This window comes from Bifidobacterium sp. LCP19S3_E9, assembly GCF_052121135.1.
GTDB lineage: Bacteria > Actinomycetota > Actinomycetes > Actinomycetales > Bifidobacteriaceae > Bifidobacterium > Bifidobacterium thermacidophilum.
This window is the reverse complement of record NZ_JBQKEV010000001.1, coordinates 78,090-95,979: the sequence shown is the minus strand read 5'-3', so window position 1 is coordinate 95,979 and position 17,890 is coordinate 78,090. Positions and strand designations below refer to the sequence as shown.

The 17,890-nt window shown below is 61.4% G+C and carries 10 protein-coding genes and 1 riboswitch; of the genes, 7 read left to right on the top strand and 3 right to left on the bottom strand.

Annotation, left to right across the window (positions count from 1 at the left end):
• The first annotated feature begins 44 nt into the window (after window positions 1–44).
• The 3 genes from acnA to ACTQYB_RS00355 all read left to right on the top strand — a co-directional run bounded on the left by acnA (window position 45) and on the right by ACTQYB_RS00355 (window position 7,446).
• Complete coding sequence (gene acnA / locus ACTQYB_RS00365) at window positions 45–2,762, top strand: aconitate hydratase AcnA (RefSeq protein ID WP_441481655.1); 2,718 nt, start codon at window positions 45–47, stop codon at window positions 2,760–2,762.
• Window positions 2,763–2,912: 150 nt separating this feature from the next.
• On the top strand, window positions 2,913–5,033 hold the full coding sequence (locus tag ACTQYB_RS00360; RefSeq protein WP_441481656.1) for a GmrSD restriction endonuclease domain-containing protein: 2,121 nt from the start codon (window positions 2,913–2,915) through the stop codon (window positions 5,031–5,033).
• A gap of 145 nt (window positions 5,034–5,178) precedes the next feature.
• Window positions 5,179–7,446, top strand: a complete 2,268-nt coding sequence (locus ACTQYB_RS00355; protein ID WP_441481657.1) for a hypothetical protein — start codon at window positions 5,179–5,181, stop codon at window positions 7,444–7,446.
• 110 nt (window positions 7,447–7,556) lie between these two features.
• Here the strand turns inward: ACTQYB_RS00355 and ACTQYB_RS00350 are convergent, their stop codons facing one another.
• Together ACTQYB_RS00350 and ACTQYB_RS00345 are read right to left on the bottom strand one after the other, a co-directional pair.
• Window positions 7,557–8,423, bottom strand: a complete 867-nt coding sequence (locus ACTQYB_RS00350) for a Bax inhibitor-1/YccA family protein (RefSeq protein ID WP_033505263.1) — start codon at window positions 8,421–8,423, stop codon at window positions 7,557–7,559.
• 19 nt (window positions 8,424–8,442) lie between these two features.
• Window positions 8,443–9,405 carry a DMT family transporter gene (locus ACTQYB_RS00345; protein WP_321046586.1) on the bottom strand — a complete coding sequence of 321 codons (963 nt, stop codon included), beginning with the start codon at window positions 9,403–9,405 and terminating at the stop codon, window positions 8,443–8,445.
• 71 nt (window positions 9,406–9,476) lie between these two features.
• A riboswitch (TPP riboswitch) is annotated at window positions 9,477–9,566 on the top strand.
• On the opposite strand from ACTQYB_RS00345, the gene thiD reads away from it, so the two are divergent.
• Entirely contained in the window at window positions 9,558–11,195 is a 1,638-nt protein-coding gene (thiD, locus tag ACTQYB_RS00340) for a bifunctional hydroxymethylpyrimidine kinase/phosphomethylpyrimidine kinase (protein ID WP_441481658.1), read from the top strand. It overlaps the preceding riboswitch by 9 nt.
• A 149-nt stretch (window positions 11,196–11,344) precedes the next feature.
• Here the strand turns inward: thiD and ACTQYB_RS00335 are convergent, their stop codons facing one another.
• Window positions 11,345–12,028 carry a GTP pyrophosphokinase gene (locus ACTQYB_RS00335; protein ID WP_015450243.1) on the bottom strand — a complete coding sequence of 228 codons (684 nt, stop codon included), beginning with the start codon at window positions 12,026–12,028 and terminating at the stop codon, window positions 11,345–11,347.
• 147 nt (window positions 12,029–12,175) lie between these two features.
• On the opposite strand from ACTQYB_RS00335, the gene miaB reads away from it, so the two are divergent.
• From miaB to ACTQYB_RS00320, 3 genes are all read left to right on the top strand, one after another.
• A complete protein-coding gene (miaB, locus tag ACTQYB_RS00330; RefSeq protein WP_441481659.1) occupies window positions 12,176–13,639 on the top strand; it encodes a tRNA (N6-isopentenyl adenosine(37)-C2)-methylthiotransferase MiaB in 1,464 nt (487 codons plus the stop codon).
• A 67-nt stretch (window positions 13,640–13,706) separates the two neighbouring features.
• The gene (gene miaA / locus ACTQYB_RS00325) at window positions 13,707–14,804 is read left to right on the top strand and encodes a tRNA (adenosine(37)-N6)-dimethylallyltransferase MiaA (RefSeq protein ID WP_441495893.1); all 1,098 of its coding nucleotides are present in this window, start codon (window positions 13,707–13,709) and stop codon (window positions 14,802–14,804) included.
• A 59-nt stretch (window positions 14,805–14,863) separates the two neighbouring features.
• Window positions 14,864–17,704 carry an FtsK/SpoIIIE family DNA translocase gene (locus tag ACTQYB_RS00320; protein WP_304325719.1) on the top strand — a complete coding sequence of 947 codons (2,841 nt, stop codon included), beginning with the start codon at window positions 14,864–14,866 and terminating at the stop codon, window positions 17,702–17,704.
• The last annotated feature ends 186 nt before the right edge of the window (window positions 17,705–17,890 follow it).

The following is a 17,890-nucleotide window of genomic DNA, read 5'->3' as shown; positions in this document are numbered from 1 at the left end:
CATACCGAATTCAACCATCTGGCATTCGCCGGCTCGGAGGTAGCATGTCATTCAAAGACAGTCAACTGTCCACGCTGACCGTGGGCGACACCACATTCGACTACGTCAACATCGCGGATCTGCCCGGTATCGAGCATCTGCCATACTCGCTCAAGGTGCTTGTCGAGAACCTCGTGCGCAACATCGACGGCAAAAACATCACCGACGAGCATGTCAAGGCGCTGCTCGACTGGGATCCGCAGGCTGAGCCGAGCCATGAAATCCAGTTCACCCCGTCGCGCGTGGTCATGCAGGATTTCACCGGTGTGCCCTGCATCGTCGATCTGGCCACCATGCGTGACGCGGTCAAGGAACTGGGCGGCGACCCCGAGGTCATCAACCCGCAGGTGCCTGCCGACATGATCATCGACCACTCCGTGCAGATTGACAAGTACGGCGTTGCCGACGCGCTGCAGCAGAACATGGATATCGAATACCAGCGCAACGGGGAACGCTACCAGTTCCTGCGCTGGGGCCAGCAGGCGTTCAGGAACTTCCGCGTGGTGCCGCCGGGGACCGGCATCATCCACCAGGTGAACATCGAATACCTCGCCAAAGTCGTGATGAGCAAGGATTCCGGTCTTGGCGATGGCCGCAAGCTCGCCTATCTCGACTCCTGCGTAGGCACGGATTCGCACACCACCACTGTCAACGGCCTCGGCGTACTCGGCTGGGGCGTCGGCGGCATCGAAGCCGAAGCCGCGATGCTCGGCCAGCCCATCTCCATGCTCGTGCCGCGCGTGGTCGGGTTCAAGCTCACCGGCTCCATCCCCGAAGGCGTCACCGCGACCGACGTGGTACTCACCATCACCGACATGCTCCGCGAGCACGGCGTGGTCGGCAAGTTCGTTGAATTCTACGGTGAGGGCGTCGCCTCCGTTCCGCTCGCCAACCGTGCGACCATCGGCAATATGAGCCCCGAATTCGGCTCCACCTGCGGTATCTTCCCGATCGATGACGTGACGCTTGACTATCTGCGTTTGACTGGCCGCAGCGAGGAACAGGTCGAACTCGTCAAAGCCTACGCGAAGGCGAACCGCCTGTGGGGCGACACCAAGGATCCGCAGTATGTCGAGCCGCAGTACTCGGAGTACATGGAGCTCGACCTGGGTACTGTCGTACCGAGCATCGCCGGCCCGAAGCGCCCGCAAGACCGCATCACCCTCGCCACCGCGAAGCAGACCTTCGAAGACACGCTGCCCGCGTATGAAACCGACAAGACCGCGCAGCAGCCGATCCCGGTGAGCACCGACTTCCGTGGCGATTTCGACGTGAAGAACGGCGATGTCGCCATCGCCTCCATCACCAGCTGCACCAACACATCGAACCCGTCGGTCATGATCGCCGCCGGCCTGATCGCGCGCAATGCCCACGCCAAAGGCCTCAAGCCCAAGCCGTGGGTCAAGACCTCCCTCGCCCCAGGCTCCCAAGTCGTGGCCGATTACCTCAAGAAAGCCGGTCTCCAGGACGACCTCGACGCTCTGGGCTATCAGCTCGTCGGCTTCGGTTGCGCCACCTGCATCGGCAACTCCGGCCCTCTGCTGCCCGAAATCTCCAAGGCCATCAACGACAACGACCTGACCGTCACCGCCGTGCTGTCCGGCAACCGCAACTTTGAAGGCCGCATCAGCCCGGACGTCAAGATGAACTACCTTGCCTCCCCGCCGCTGGTGATCGCCTACGCGCTCGCCGGCACCATGGACTTCGACTTCGAAACCCAGCCGCTGGGCCAGGACGCGGACGGCAACGACGTGTTCCTTCGTGACATCTGGCCGAGCAACGAGGACGTCCAGCGCGTGGTCGACGAGACCGTCTCCCGTGAGATGTTCGTCAAGGATTATGCGAGCGTCTTCGATGGCGATTCCCGCTGGCAGGGCCTCGACGTGCCGAAGGGCGAACTGTTCTCCTGGGATCCTGATTCCACCTATGTGCGTCGGCAGACCTTCTTCGACGGCATGGGCGCCACGCCTGCCCCGGTCGAGGATATCCACGGCGCTCGCGTGCTGGCGTTGCTCGGCGACTCGGTGACCACCGACCACATCTCCCCGGCAGGTGCGTTCAAGGCGTCCAGCCCGGCAGGCAAATACCTGGTCGAGCACGGCGTCGAACCGAAGAACTTCAACTCCTACGGTTCCCGCCGCGGCAATCATGAGGTCATGGTGCGCGGCACCTTCGGCAACATCCGCCTGCGCAACCAGCTGCTCGCTTCCGTTGGCGAAGAAGTCACCCCTGGCGGATACACGTATGATTTCCTGACCGGCAAGCCGTCCACAATCTTCGACGCCTCGCTCGACTACCGCAAGGCGGGCGTGCCGCTCGTCGTGCTCGCCGGCAAGGAATACGGCACCGGTTCGTCCCGCGACTGGGCTGCCAAGGGCACGGTCATGCTCGGTGTACGTGCGGTCATCACCCGCAGCTTCGAGCGCATCCACCGCTCCAACCTGATCGGCATGGGTGTGCTTCCACTGCAGTTCCCTGAAGGCGAATCCGCGGAATCACTGGGCTTGAACGGCACAGAAACCTTCGACATCGAAGGCATCGACCAGCTCAACACCGGTGAAATCCCACACACCGTCCACGTGACCGCCACCAAGGGCGACGGCACCAAGATTGAGTTCGATGCGACCGTACGCATCGACACTCCCGGTGAAGCGGATTACTACCGCAACGGCGGCATCCTGCAATACGTGTTGCGTAACCTCATGGCCGGCAAGCGGGCCTGAGTCGCACGGATTCCAGACGGGCCGCGACCTTGCCGCCTCATGGCGGCTGGCCGCGGCCCGTCGCGCTTTCACAGGTTTTCCGCCACCTGAGGGATGGCGTAGAATCGCAACAAGAGACAACGCCGCACAAGCGCGGCAAGGGGAGGCACCATGGCAATCAGCGCGTCGGAAGAGCCGCTGGGCAGAGTATTCACATCGGATTATCGTCTGTCCATCCCATCATTCCAACGGGCATATTCCTGGCGTCCGGGCAACGTGCTTCAGCTGCTCGACGATATCCGTTCAGCATCCCAGACCCCGAACACCCCGTACTTCCTCGGTTCGCTCATCCTCGTCCACGACGAGGGCAACGCATACGAGGTAATCGACGGCCAGCAGCGCCTGGTCTCCCTGACCATCATCATCGCCGCCATGCGCGAACTCGAAGACGACCCGGCTCTTTCACGCGATCTGACGAATCTCATCATCGATCCGGGCGACCGGCTACGGCATATCGACACCGCCCCCAGACTCACACTGCGCGAACGGGACGCCTCATTCTTCGCATCCTACGTGCAGGAAGGCAATCTCGAATCCCTGTTCGACCTGCGCGATATGGATATGGAAACGAACGCGCAGCGCAACATCCACGACAACGCGCAAGCCGCCTATGACGCGTTAGCCGGTATGAAACCTGAAGAGCGGCGAACGCTGGCCTCTTACATGGTCAACATGGTGACGCTGGTCATCGTCTCCACGGATGATTTGCAAGGCGCCCATCGCGTATTCGACGTGATGAACATGCGCGGCATGCCGTTGACGGTGTCCGACGTGTTCAAAGCGAAGGCCGTCGCCGCGATTGACGAGCCACGACGCGATTTGTACGCCGCGCGTTGGGACGACATTATGGATCCGCTCGGAGACGACCCAGTATCCTGCGAGAGTTTCTTCAGGGATCTCCATCTGATTGTCTCCCGGAAAGTGGAATGCTCACGCCTGATCGACCAGTTCCTGCAAGACGTGCTTGACCCATGCATCAACGGCGGGGACAAAGGTAACACGTCGGTTCCCGATTTTATCGATGACATCCTGTCGCCGTACGTGCGCGCATGGCGTGTGCTGGAACGGCCGACGGATACGCTACTGCCCGCGGATGTCATTGCGGCGATTGTCGCGTTGCGTGATTATCCGGATGATGACTGGAAACCAATCGTGATGTGGGCATTGGTTCATTCCATTCGCAATCTGGGAGACAGTGACGCCGTCGTGTTCCGCTCATCGTCAGCACATGCGAAGCCTCGTGGCGGTGCCGACAACGAGACCGCGCTCGAACTGCACGACGTGGACCGTCTGCTGCAGATCCTGCGGGCGACCGAACGCGCCTGGGGAGTGGACTGCCTCAATCGGGCCACATCACTCGACCGTCGTCGCCGTGCCGCGACAACTGTCCGCGATCTGGACAAAGGCATGGCGCCGACCGCCGTGCCTGGCCTGACCATCGACCAGTCTTCTGCCCGCCGCGCGCTGATCCGCTTGCGCGGAGAAATGCCCAACGACCCATCGTTGCCGCGCCTGCTGCTTATCCGTGCGAACGAGCAGAGCAACGGTTTCGCCATCGTCCGCCCGCGCAGCCTGCAAGCCGTGCGGATCATGCCCGAGCCGACGGGCAAAGATCAGTTGGAGGACGGATGGACCCAAGCCGACTTGGAGTACTGGTCGGACCGGCTGGGCAATATGGCGCTGAGCCAAACGAACAACACGAAATTGGAACATGTGACATCCTTCCGCGAACGCCGCGACCGGATGCTCACCATGAGCGCGTCCAAACGTTTCCCACTGACCCGCCAACTGGAAGACATCGTCACCTGCACGCCGCAGACGCTTGCCGGTCGGCAGCAGGAGACAGTCGAGCTCATCGCCCAGTACTGGGGGATTCCGTATGACCATCAGGAAATCCTGCCGGCGTCCACACAGCCCGATCAGCATGTGGCCGATGAACCTGACGCGGCACGAGTGAGGACTTCACGCCGGGTAACCATCGCCGCGGTATTGCGCGCCGGGCTGCTGACCGCAGGCGAACAGCTGGAATGGAAACGGCCACGCAAAGGCGAACTGTGGAAAGCGGAAATCACACCGCAAGGCACAATGCGTCTGGAAAACGGCACGGAGTACACCACGCCGACCGCGGCCGCCCGCGCGGTAGGCGGCGGCAGCCAAGGGCTCAACGTGTGGAAACGCAGTGACGGCACCAGCTTGGCTGATATCTGGAAGCAATACCGTATGCGCGGCTGAGCCCCCGAATCCCGCTTTCGCCAGGTCGCCCGCGGCGGTGTGCGGCGAATCTGTGCCGACTTCAGATTCCGTGGCGTCCAAAGGCACGGCATGGGCTAGGGTTGGAAGCGATTGACGATGATGGTTGCGGAGGGACATTGAGCAGATGAGCGTCATACGATATTGCCCGCATTGCGGTTCTGAGGTCTTTTACGACGGGGATATCTGCATGAATTGCGGTGGTACGCTCGAAGGTCCGGACCCTCGTGGATCCGACACACCGACGCAGGCGATTCCGCGCCGCATGCGGCCTGCGTCGTCGTATGACGCCCAGGAACAACCTACGCGCCCGATTTCGCGGCGCGAATACATCCAGCAGGCGCAGATGGCAGCCATCAACGGGTCGGCTGATCTCGCCGCGCTCGCCGCGTCCGCCCATTCGGTCATTCCACACGCCAAAACGCGTCCGGGTGCTGCACAGAGTGCAATCGGAACAGTTGATGGAGTGCATTCGGACGTCGCTTCGGGGAACGCTCAAGGGGATGCACGCGAAAATGGCCAATCGTCAGACCGCGCGGGGCAGGGGTTGTCCGTCTTAGGGGAAGCCGATACGTCGGCTGCGGAGCCTGCACAGACCGAAACCGCGAAGAAGGACTACCATTTCGCGCTCGATTGGGCGTCGGACACGTGGGGAATCCCGTCGCTGCCGGAAGGAATCTGGAGTCTGAACACCGACAATGCCGAAGGGCAATCCGCAACGTCGTCGCAACAGCAATCCGACCGTCAGCCGGTTGCGCAATTCCCAGACGAGGCTGACAACGCGGCCGACGATGTATCAGATGCCGAGCACACCAATCACACCGATGAAGCCGATGCTTCCGGCGGCAACGACATACCCGGCACGGGTGATACCCCGAATACCGTTCAGGACTTGAACGATGACAATACGGAAGGCGGGGAGGAGCCGACTGCACAGAGTGAGGCGGGCACAAAGCCACAAACCGTACAGACCCCGGACCTTGCGGGAAACTCCGACACCGCGGAAGTCTTGGAGCAATCGCAAGCCACGGAACAACCGGAAATTACGGAACAACCGGAGCAGCCGGAAGCGGTGGAAAGCTCGAAGGCTTCCAGGACGACTGAACAACCCCAACCGCAAGCCGCAGCAACCATAGAAACCGCGCAAACCGCGCAGGATTGGAAGGAGATCTCCCCGTCCAGCGGTCATACGCCAGACGATGAGGAATCCTCTTCGCCCGTTTCGGCGCAACACCCGTCAATCGAACAGGTGTCAGCCGCGCAACCCGCGCAACCGGATGATGACCTGACATCGGATGAGCGGGTTGAAACCCCATCCGATGCACCGTCATTCGATGCGTCGTCTGATGTCCCATACTCCGACACACAGGCGCCCGACGCACAGGAGTCTGGCAGCGACGAACCGACCCAGGTCATCGATCGCGATGCCATCGGTACGGAAACCGGCCCGTTGCCGTACAATATCCCACCGGCTGAAATGACGGAACACACCGCGGCGATCTACGAGTCCACGAATGAGTTCCCGTTTGCATTCGAGCAATCCGGCGAGGGAGAGGCGCGCGCGGAAGAGCCGTTGCCATCTGACGAAGCCGACACCACCGGGCAGCTTCCTGTCGCCGAGGAGCCCACCGGCGGCAATGAAGCGACCGTCGCCATCCCCGCCGACGCGAATCAGCCCGCCTACCGGCCCAACGGCGAAGCACCGCAGACAAACCGGAATGCGGCAAGCAGCCGTGTCAAGGCCGCACGTTCGGCGGAATCGCCAGCAGCAGGCAAAACCGCGACCTCGGCGCGCACCGCGATTATCATCGTGGTCGTTGTCGCGCTGTTGGTGTGCGCGGGTATCGTGTTCGCGCTGACACGCCATCATGGCACATCGGCGACCCAACCAACGGCGAGCGCTACGGCTAGCGCCTCAGCGCCTGCATCCTCGTCGGCTGGGGCATCGGCATCGTCATCGGCTTCGTCGTCATCGCCATCCGCAGCCGCCACACCGTCTCCGGCGGGCGTGTACACGAATGATGCGATGGGGTACCGGGTGTCCATCCCCGACGGCTACGTCTGGCATGAGGAAACCGATAACGGCGCGACACGAACCTTCACCGACGATTCAATCGGCATGACCATCAAGGTCTCCGGCGCATCGAATACGACTGGTGCTACGGTTTCGAGCGAATACTCCGCCTGCGCTTCCGGCCACAGCGTGTCCTACCATCTGCTGTCCGGCGACATCATGGTGTGCAGTTATGCGGAGAACGGCACCATCACATACGTGAAGGAGATCGTCACCCAGCAATCGATTCTCACGTTGCGTTTCGATTATGCGCAGTCCGCTCAGGAGAAAGGGGCGGCGGTGATCGACGAGGTGTTCCCGACCTTCGTCTCGACGCGCTGACGCATGCACACGTGACTATGATTCGGGCCCGGTCCCTGATGAGGGGACCGGGCCCGAATGCGATCATCACACGTGCTGTGCGACGTATGCACCGCACAGCACGGCAATCCTTAGTCGCGGCTGCCGAACAGACGCAGCAGATACAGGAACATATTCACGAAATCAAGATACAGATTCAACGCGCATACGATTGACAGGCTCTTGATTGCTTCAGGCTGTCCGGCATACTGCGCGAACAGGACACGGGTTTTCTGCGCATCGTACATGGTCAGCCCGGCGAAGATGAGCACGCCGATCGCGGAAATCACCATGATTCCGGTCGAACCCGGAGCGACGAGCATGATGAAGAATTCGCCGACAATCAAAGTGATGAGCGCTGCCAGAAGAATGGGACCGGCTTTCAACAGACTGGAACGCATGGTCAGCGACAGCATGGTCAGCACGAAGAAGAACCCGGTGCACAGCGCAAGAACCGTTCCAATCGAGCCAATGTCGTAAATCATGAAAATCGAGCTCAACGTGAAGCCCATCAACGCGGCATACAGGTAGAACAGCACGCGTGCGGCCCCCGCCTTGAGATTCATCGCACGATTGCCAATGGCGATGGCCATGACAATCTGCACGAGCATCAGACCAATCCATCCTAGACTGCCGGTGGCCGCCAGGAAGCTGTTGAGCAGTCCAAAGGTCTGGGTGAGCACCGCCACCACGGCTGTTACCGCGAGACCGGCAGTCATTTCGGCGTAGGCACGGATCATTGAGGTCCGTTCCGCATGTTCGGTGACTGACGCGACCTGGGCGGGAATGGCCGAAGCTGGGGCTGCATATCCTGCGCTCGCGCCGGCGCCGGCAGGGGACTGATAGTAGACGGCCTGTGGCTGCGCGGTCGGCTGGCCATACTGCGGCTGCCCCTGTCCGTCGGCCTGGTATTGGATGTGTTGAGGTGAAGGATTCTGGGGCTGCTGATCGTAGGTCATGATTGCTCCTTTCTTGCGATTATTCTATGGTCTTTTGCTGGGAATCATCTGGAGAAAATCGTCTGATCAGATGTTCCGGATCAATCTGGGCGAGAATCGTGCCGAGGAAAATCATGGCACAGCCCACATATCCGCGTCCCGACATCGTCTCATGCAAAATCAGCGCTCCGCCGACAGCTGAGAAGAACGATTCCAACGACATAATCATCGACGCCTGCGAAGGCGGGACAACCCGTTGCCCAACCACCTGGAGCGTATACGCGACGCCCACCGACATGATGCCCGCGTACGCGAGCGCGCCCGCACAGGCCAACGCACCTTGCCAATCCACCTGGTGCAACACCAATGTCGACACCCAGCTGAGCAGCGATACCACCAGATACTGGCCAAGCGACAATGCAATCGGATTGAGCCTGCCGCCCACCCGATCAATGACGAGAATATGCGTGGCATACAACACCGCGCTCGCCAGCAGCACCAGATCGCCCACACTGATGGTGCGGATGGAGTCGGTGACGCACAGCAGATAGAACCCGACTATCGACACAATAATCGCCAGTACGGTGAGCATGTGGATCCGCCGATGCAGGAACAGGAAACCTAGCACAGGAACCAGCACGATATACAAGGCGGTCACGAATCCGGAATGCCCGGCGGACATGCTCAATTGGACCCCGTATTGCTGCGAGGTGGCGCCGGCCCACAAAATCAGCCCGCACACCGCAGACCATACCGCAAGTGTGCCGCGGCTGGCGTTCGGGGACTGCCGCGTTGCCGCGCGCCCCGCCTGAATCCTTGACATCACGACAAGCACGGGCACCAGCGACACAGCGCCCAAGGTGAATCGGATCGCATTGAAGAACATCGGGGAAACCGATTGCATGCCCTGCACTTGGCTGACGAAGGCGAATCCCCAGATCAGGGATGTCAGCAGCAACAACGAGCTGCCGACGATACGGTGCCGTTTCTCATTCTCTTGCATGATTCCAGCATATCCGAACCGAGCGGACGTGTGCAGGGCGGCATTGACCGTGGGGTCGGCTATGGTGGATTGCCGGTGACACGGGGTGCCGACAGGCTGAGAACACACCCGTTGAACCTGATCTAGTCAGCACTAGCGAAGGGATGTCCGGCATGAGTGAGCCACAATACCAGCAATCAAATGAAACCCCACATGCCAGCGGTGCCATGGCGGTGCTCGCGCAATTGGAGGCCGCGGGGGAGTGTGCAGCAGACGCGCCATCCCGGCTGAGAGTCCTGTCCATCGAAGGCTCAGACCCGATCGGCGGCGCCGGAACTATGGCGGACATGAAAGCGTTCACCGCACAAGGAGTGTTCGGGTATGCGGCCATGACCAGCGTCCTCGCACAGAACACTCAGGGCGTGACCAGCATCGTGAACATGGAGCCGGACTTCCTTGTCACACAGCTCAATGCGGTCAGCGACGACGCAATCATCGACTCGATGAAAATCGGTATGCTCGGTACCCCCGAACTCGTCGAAGCGGTCAAAGGGTGGCTGACCGCATTGGAGCAGCATTACTGTGACGAGGGCATCGCCAAACCGGTAGTCGTCCTCGACCCGGTCATGTACGCGAAATCCGGTGACGCCCTGCTCACCCCGCAAGCCGAACAGGTCCTGCGCAACATCATCCCCATGGCCGACATCATCACGCCGAATGTGCCGGAACTCGCCGCACTCGCCGACGCCGACCAGCCGGCCGCGGATATCGACACGCTGGAATCCATGGCACACGAGGTATGCAAGCGCTATGGCGTCGCCGTATACGCCAAAGGCGGTGCGCTCGCGCTCGCCGGTGGCGCGTCAAGCACTGACATCCTCGCCGAACCGTCCGACGGGCAGGGCGAGGTGCGCACCACGCGTATCGAAGGCCGTGCGGTGCGCACCCACAACGTCCACGGTACGGGGGACACCCTGTCGAGCACGCTCGCCGCGCTGCGCCCGCAATGCGACACGTGGGAGCAGGCGGCTCGCCGCGCGAAGACATGGATGAACGGGGCGATTGCCGCCGCCGACCGGCTGCATGTCGGCAAAGGGCATGGTCCTGTCGATTTCACGTGGAGGCATGCGCCAACCGGTATGCGGTTCAGCGCCGACTATTGGAACCGCGTGCGGCCGATCCGCGAGCGGATTCACGGCATGCGCTTCATCACCAGCATGGTGGACGCCACGCTGTCATTGGAGGACTTCGCGTTCTACCTGCATCAGGACGATATCTATCTGACGGATTACACATCGCTGCTCGCCCTTGCCTCCTCGCGCGCCGACCGGCTGGACGAGCGGGTGTTCTTCGCGCAGGCGGCGTCCGGTGGCGTGGATTCTGAAGTGATGTTCCACCACGACTGGTTCGTCAAGCACGGATTCGACCCGTCGCCGGTTTCCCGTTCCGAAGTGACGGCAGCCTATATCGGACACGAGCATCGGGTCGCTGACAGCGGTTCGTATGCGCGGCTCGCCGCCGTGGTCATGCCGTGTTTCTGGCTGTACGCCGCGATGGGCAAGGAAATGCGCGAGCAGGTGCGCAACAAGCATATTGATGTCGACACGCATCCCTTCGGCGAGTGGATCCGCATGTACTCCGACCCGGAATTCACCGAGAGCACGCTGCGCGAGGTGCAGATCTGCGACCGGCTGGCCGCCGAAGCATCGATTGACGAATATGAGCATATGATGCATGCGGCGCTCGTTTCGTCGGAGCATGAATTCCGCTTCTTTGAACAAGGACTGACCAGACCTGCGCTGGGATTCTAGGATATTTGGGGTCTCAAGGCCTTGAGGCCCAGGGGTCCGGCGCCCCCACGATGGTATTGACATTCTGCGCCGGGAAAGAACATCTGGTGCGCCTTGTCGGCAAGCGGGGTGCACCAGATGTTTCGGGATTCTGCGCAAGACGCGAGAGGTCAGGCCTGCGGAGCCTCCTCAACACGTGGGGCTCCGGTGATATCGCGGTGAATGCCCTGCATTTGCGCTTCGATGTTCTGCAGACTACGCGCGCAATCGAGCAGGGTTTGCGAATGTTCGGCGAGTTTGGCGTCGGGCAGATCGGATTTATAACGCAACTGGTGTTCAAGGCTCGCCCAGTAATCCATCGCGATGGTGCGGAACTGCACTTCGACCGGCGTGTAATGTGCCCCGGAGGACAGGAATACCGGCACGGCGTAAATCACGTGGAGACTGCGATAGCCATTCTGCTTGGGGTTCTTGATGTAATCCTTGACGCGCAGCACCTGGATATCCGATTGCGCCGACAGGTAGTTCGAAACCGAGTACACGTCATCGCGGTAGTTGCAAATCACGCGGATACCGGCGACATCGAACAGGTTGTCTTTGATTGACCGGGTGTTGATTGGCAGTGATTTGCGTTGCAATTTGCCGAGGATGGAATCCACCGATTTCAATCGCCGTTCCATATGATGGATCGGATTGTGGGCGAATCGCACTTGGAATTCGCTGTCAAGGATTTCCAGCTTGGTGCTGATTTCGTACATCGCGCCTTCATATACCTGCATGAGGTCGATGAATTCGGTAATCTCCTCCGCGGGAAACTGTTCGCCGAGTTTCAAATCGCCCAGCCGCGCTTTCATCTCTCCAATATTGATGCGGTTATGTCGGTCAAGTATCACGATTGACCATGATAGCGTGAGGTCCCCGGATGTGTCGGATTCCACGGCGACATGCCGGGTGTTCGGGCACGCCGGCGGTGTGCCGACCGGACGATACAATCGGCGGTTATGGATGAAGCGATGATGACCGAGGCGGAGCGCGCCTCGAGACCGGCTGCCGGGCAGTCGGGGAATGTTCGGCCGGACGGCCGCGGCAAGGGTGTGTTCTATATTCATACGCTCGGCTGTCAGATGAATGTGCACGATTCCGAGCGTATCGCAGGCGTGCTGGAGCAGGACGGGTATGTGCCGGCGAGTGAACGCCAGATCGCGCGGCATGATTTCGATCTTGTGGTCATGAACACCTGCGCGGTGCGGGAGAACGCCGCCGAACGCATGTACGGCACCATCGGACGCTGGGCGCGCTACAAGCATGCGAATCCGCGCGTGCAGATCGCAATCGGCGGGTGCATGGCCCAGCTGGACCGCGAGCGCATCGCCAAACGGACCCCGTGGGTCGATGCGGTGTTCGGTACGAAAAGCATTGCCTCACTTCCGCGTCTGCTTGACCAAGCGCGCGCGACCGGCGAGCCGCAGATCGATGTCGCCAACGACCTGACTTATTTCCCGAGCCAGTTGCCGGCTGCCCGTTCCTCGCGTATCTCCTCGTGGGTGTCGATTTCGGTGGGGTGCAACAACACGTGCACCTTCTGCATCGTGCCGACCACCCGCGGCCGCGAGCATGACCGGCGCCCGGGCGATGTGCTCGCCGAGGTGCGCGAGTGCGTGGCCAACGGCGCCAAAGAGGTGACACTGTTGGGGCAGAACGTCAACTCGTACGGCTACGGGATGGGGGACCGGTATGCGTTTTCCAAGCTGTTGCGTGCCTGCGGACAGGTCGAGGGGCTGGAGCGCGTTCGGTTCACCTCGCCGCACCCCGCCGCATTCACCGACGATGTCATCGACGCGATGGCCCAGACGCCGAACGTCATGCACCAGCTGCACATGCCGTTGCAATCGGGCTCCGATCGTGTACTGCGCGCCATGCGGCGTTCGTACCGTACGGAACGGTTCTTGACCATCCTGTCCAAAGTAAGGGAGGCGATGCCTGACGCCCGTATCTCCACCGACATCATCGTCGGATTCCCCGGGGAGACCGAGGAGGATTTTCAGCGCACGCTCGACGTGGTCGAACAGGCGCGGTTCTCGACCGCCTTCACTTTCGAATATTCGCCTCGCCCGGGCACCCCGGCCGCCGCGATGGAACAGATTCCCAAGCAGGTTGTCCAGGAGCGCTTCGACCGTCTGCTCGCTCTTCAGCAACGGATCACGCAAGAGGAGCTTGACAAGTTCGAAGGGCGAGATGTGGAGGTCATGGTCACCGGGACCCATGGCAAGAAGGACGATGAGACGCATCGGGTCACCGGCCGTGAGCGGACCGGGGCGTTAGTGCATATCGGCGTGCCTGAAGGCTGCCCGCAGCCGCAGGTCGGTGATTTTGTGACGGCGACCGTCACCCACGCCGGTGAGCATAATCTGATTGCCGACCCCGATCCGCAGGCGGGACAAACCTATCGGGTCCGTCGCGGCTGAACACCGGTGCCGGGCGTCCCACGGCGTCTGGGTGGGTTGAGTACAGTGGTGGAGAGAAACGACAGACATGGAGGCGTATATGCTGCAGGCGGACGGCGAGAGTGAACCGTTGGAAGAACTGAAGGATTCCGGGTTGTCGGACCGCTGCGAGCAGTCGCCAACTGTATCCGCAGGGGCTTCGGCCCCGCGTGTCGTTTCGATTGTCGGCCCGACGGCGTCAGGCAAGACCGGATTGGGCATCGCCATAGCGAAAGCCCTCGCGGAACGCGGCGAGCGCGCGGAAATCGTGAACGCGGACGCCTACCAGATGTACCGGGGCATGGATATCGGCACGGCGAAACCTACCCCTGAGGAACAAGCCGAGGTCCCGCATCATCTGCTTGACATCGTCGACCCGGATGACACGATGAGTGTCGCCCGGTTCCAGACGCTTGCCCGCGAGTGCATCAACGATCTGCAATCGCAAGGCATCAGGCCGATTCTGGTCGGCGGTTCAGGCCTGTACGCACGTGCAGCGATTGACGACATCTCCTTCCCCGGCACCGATCCCGAGGTGCGCAAGCGTTTGGAACAGCGGGAGCGCGAGGAAGGCGCCGCCGCGCTGTTCCAAGAGCTCAAGGCCAAGGATCCCGAGGCCGCGGCTCGTATGGACCCGCATAACCCGCGGCGGACCGTCCGCGCGCTTGAAGTCATCGAAGTAACCGGACGCCCGTATTCGGCGAGCTTGCCCCGCTACCGTTACGTGATTCCCAGCGTGCAGATCGGGCTTGATTTGCCGCGGCGCGAGCTTGACGACCGGATCATGCAACGCACCCAGTCGATGCGTGAACATGGATTCGTGGACGAAGTACGCCGCTTGCGCCCGCATCTGGGCTTCACCGCCGGGCGGGCGCTGGGCTACCAGCAGATTATCGACTATCTGGACGGCATCTGGGACGAGGATGACGCGTTCTTCGATATCGCGCAGAAAACACGCAGGCTCGCCCGCAAACAGATGGGATGGTTCGGCCGCGACCCGCGCATCCATTGGCTTGAGGCACTGAACCCTCAGCTGCTGGATAACGCGATGGCGATTATCGATCACGCGGACGCGGGGGAGTATGACGCGATTGACGCGCATGCCGACGAATACGTCCAGCACCATCTCGGTGACATCCAGGCGTAAGAGGCCGAAGCTGTCCCGTTTCAACGATGTGACCGCCGGACGCTAGAATCAGAGTCGCTATGGCACGAACCACATCCTCATCCTCTTCACAGGAGCACAAGACATCAACCCGCCGCAGGTCGAGCGGGTCATCGAAACGTACCGGTACGGAAGATACGGCACGCACCCGCGTATTATCTGACGACGAGCGTCTCGTCGGTGAGGAGCCGCTGTGGAAGAAGCTGCTGCTCGCCATTCCGCGCGGTTTCGGTGCTGCGGTCAGGGCGCTCGCCGGCGTCGGCGAGTATGACCCGATGTACCGGCGTGACGGCCTGTGCTTTGTGATGGTGGTTCTTTCGGTGCTGTTCTGCGCTTCCGAATGGTTCCGGGTCAACGGGGCCTTGGGACGTTTCCTGCATACGCTCGCCGCCGGCACATTCGGTGTGATGAGCGTTGTACTTCCTGTGTTCCTCGCGATTGTGGCGTTCCGTCTGATGCGCAATGCCGGCAAGGATTCCGACAATCCGCGTGTGGTGACGGGCTGGGTGTTGCTGCTGTGGTCGATTTGCTCGATCATCGATGCCGTCGTGGCGTCCGACACCCACGGTTTCGATCTGTCGGTCCTCGAGAATGCAGGCGGTGTGTTCGGCTTCCTGCTGGGATCGCCGCTCGCATGGGGGCTGTCGAAGGTGTTCGCGGTCATCGTATTCGTGATTGTCGCCCTGTTCTCGCTGCTGTTGATTACACGTACCCACGTCCAGGATCTTCCCGACTGCTTCCACGCGTTGGCTGATCGTCTTGGCGGCGGCGCGGATCGTGACGACGATCAGGATGAGGACGATGACGAGCAGTATCCGAACGAAGTTCGGGTCGGCGATGGCGTCATGCAGATGGCCGAAGGCGTGCCCGCCCATGACGGTTCCGATGATGACGCTGAGGCGCAGCCGGAGCACAAGCCGGGATTCTTCGCCAGGCTGTTCCGTCGCAAACCCAAGCCGGACAGCGACGATCGTCTTGACGAATACGCTGGTGACGAGGCCTTCTCCCATGCGGCCAAACAGCATGGTGAGGCGGCTGAAACCCGTTTGGGCGCCCCGCGCACGGTGTCTTCGGGCGTCTCCCCGATGGCTCCGGACGGCACCGGCATCTCACAAGCGGTCGACGACCATGCCCAGATGCCGGTAGCTCCGGCCATCGTGCCCACCTCGCGTGTGTCGGTGGGGAATGACCCGTGGGCCGCTATCGCGCAGAGCGATGCGCGAGGCGACGGCACACAAACCGCTGGTGCCACCGATCCGGAAGGAACCGGGGCATACGGGACGTCCGAAGGACAGACTGACGAGGGCGCCGGGCAGACGGGTGGCCAGACGCCCGCCGAGCCCGACGAGAGCCGGCCCTATCAGCTGCCAGATCTCGGCATGCTCGTCAAAGGCAAGCCTCATGCGATGCGCACTCCGGCGAACGACAATGTCATCCGCGCGCTGACCGACACGTTCCAGCAATTCAAGGTCGACGCGAAAGTCGTCGGCTTCCTGCGCGGTCCGTCCGTCACCCAGTACGAGGTCGAGCTCGGACCGGGTGTCAAGGTCGAGAAGGTCACCAATCTCCAGCGCAATATCGCCTATGCGGTGGCCAGTTCCGACGTGCGTATCCTTTCGCCGATCCCCGGCAAATCGGCGATCGGCATCGAGATTCCGAATATTGATCGCGAAATCGTGCATTTGGGCGACGTGCTTCGTTCGGACAAGGCACGTAACGACCCGAACCCGATGCTCGCCGGCGTCGGTAAGGATGTCGAAGGCCATTTCGTCACCGCCGACCTGACGAAAATGCCGCATCTGCTGGTCGCCGGCGCGACCGGTTCAGGTAAGTCCAGCTTTATCAACTCGATGCTCATGTCGATTATCATGCGCGCCACGCCGGAGCAGGTGCGCTTGATTCTCGTCGACCCCAAGCGCGTCGAATTGTCCGCATATGCCGGCATCCCGCATTTGCTCACGCCGATCATCACGGATCCGAAGCATGCCGCTCAGGCGCTGGAATGGGTGGTCAAGGAGATGGACGCCCGCTACGACGACCTCCAGTTCTTCGGCTTCCGCAACATGAAGGACTTCAACAAGGCCGTGATGGAAGGCAAAGTGCATGCACCGGCCGGCTCGAAACGCAAGGTTGCCCCATACCCGTACCTGCTGGTGGTTGTCGACGAGATGGCCGACCTCATGATGGTCGCGAAGAACGATGTCGAAAGCTCGATCCAGCGCATCACCCAGCTGGCTCGCGCCGCCGGCGTGCATCTGGTGCTCGCCACCCAGCGTCCGTCGGTCGATGTGGTTACCGGCCTGATTAAGGCGAATATCCCGTCTCGCTTGGCATTCGCGACCTCGTCGGCGACGGATTCGCGCGTGATCCTCGATACGACAGGCGCCGAGACCCTAATCGGACAAGGCGATGCGCTGTTCCTGCCGATGGGACAGGCGCGTCCCATTCGTGTGCAAGGCTCGTGGGTCGGGGAATCCGAGATTCGCAAAGCGGTCGAATTCGTACGCACCCAACGCAAACCGCATTATCGCGAGGACATCGAGCAGATGGCCAAGGAGGCGGACAAGCATACAGTCGACCCGACCGAAGACATCGGTGACGATATGGATGTGCTTCTGCAAGCTGCCCAGCTGGTGGTCACCACCCAGTTCGGTTCGACGTCCATGCTCCAGCGCAAGCTGCGTGTCGGCTTCGCCAAGGCCGGGCGTCTGATGGATTTGCTTGAATCGCGTGGGGTTGTCGGTCCGTCCGAGGGGTCCAAGGCCAGGGAAGTGTTGGTCCAGCCGCAGGATTTGCCGCAGGTACTCGCGTTCATTGAAGGCAAAACCGATTCGATTGTCTCGGGCGTAGGCTCCGATGGCGAGGCGGATGGCGAGGCGTAATCGCCGGAGAGGATTTGAAGACACGGCGGCGGGATTTGTGCGATGCCGGTGGCGCCATAGAGGTGTCTTCGACATCGCGCAGACACTTCAGGCACGGGCACGGATACCCTGGCCGGACGCGCCAAGCCGTCAGTGAATTAACAGCTTGTTGTCATCGTCCGGTAGTGCAGTAGAGGTAAGGTGAAC

Coding starts and splice junctions, on each gene's coding strand:
- ACTQYB_RS00350 (WP_033505263.1), bottom strand. CDS start 8,423: ATGACCTACGATCAGCAGCCCCAGAATCCTTCACCTCAACACATCCAA.
- miaA (WP_441495893.1), top strand. CDS start 13,707: ATGGAGGCGTATATGCTGCAGGCGGACGGCGAGAGTGAACCGTTGGAA.
- ACTQYB_RS00355 (WP_441481657.1), top strand. CDS start 5,179: ATGAGCGTCATACGATATTGCCCGCATTGCGGTTCTGAGGTCTTTTAC.
- ACTQYB_RS00320 (WP_304325719.1), top strand. CDS start 14,864: ATGGCACGAACCACATCCTCATCCTCTTCACAGGAGCACAAGACATCA.
- ACTQYB_RS00345 (WP_321046586.1), bottom strand. CDS start 9,405: ATGCAAGAGAATGAGAAACGGCACCGTATCGTCGGCAGCTCGTTGTTG.
- acnA (WP_441481655.1), top strand. CDS start 45: ATGTCATTCAAAGACAGTCAACTGTCCACGCTGACCGTGGGCGACACC.
- miaB (WP_441481659.1), top strand. CDS start 12,176: ATGGATGAAGCGATGATGACCGAGGCGGAGCGCGCCTCGAGACCGGCT.
- ACTQYB_RS00360 (WP_441481656.1), top strand. CDS start 2,913: ATGGCAATCAGCGCGTCGGAAGAGCCGCTGGGCAGAGTATTCACATCG.
- thiD (WP_441481658.1), top strand. CDS start 9,558: ATGAGTGAGCCACAATACCAGCAATCAAATGAAACCCCACATGCCAGC.
- ACTQYB_RS00335 (WP_015450243.1), bottom strand. CDS start 12,028: ATGAAAGCGCGGCTGGGCGATTTGAAACTCGGCGAACAGTTTCCCGCG.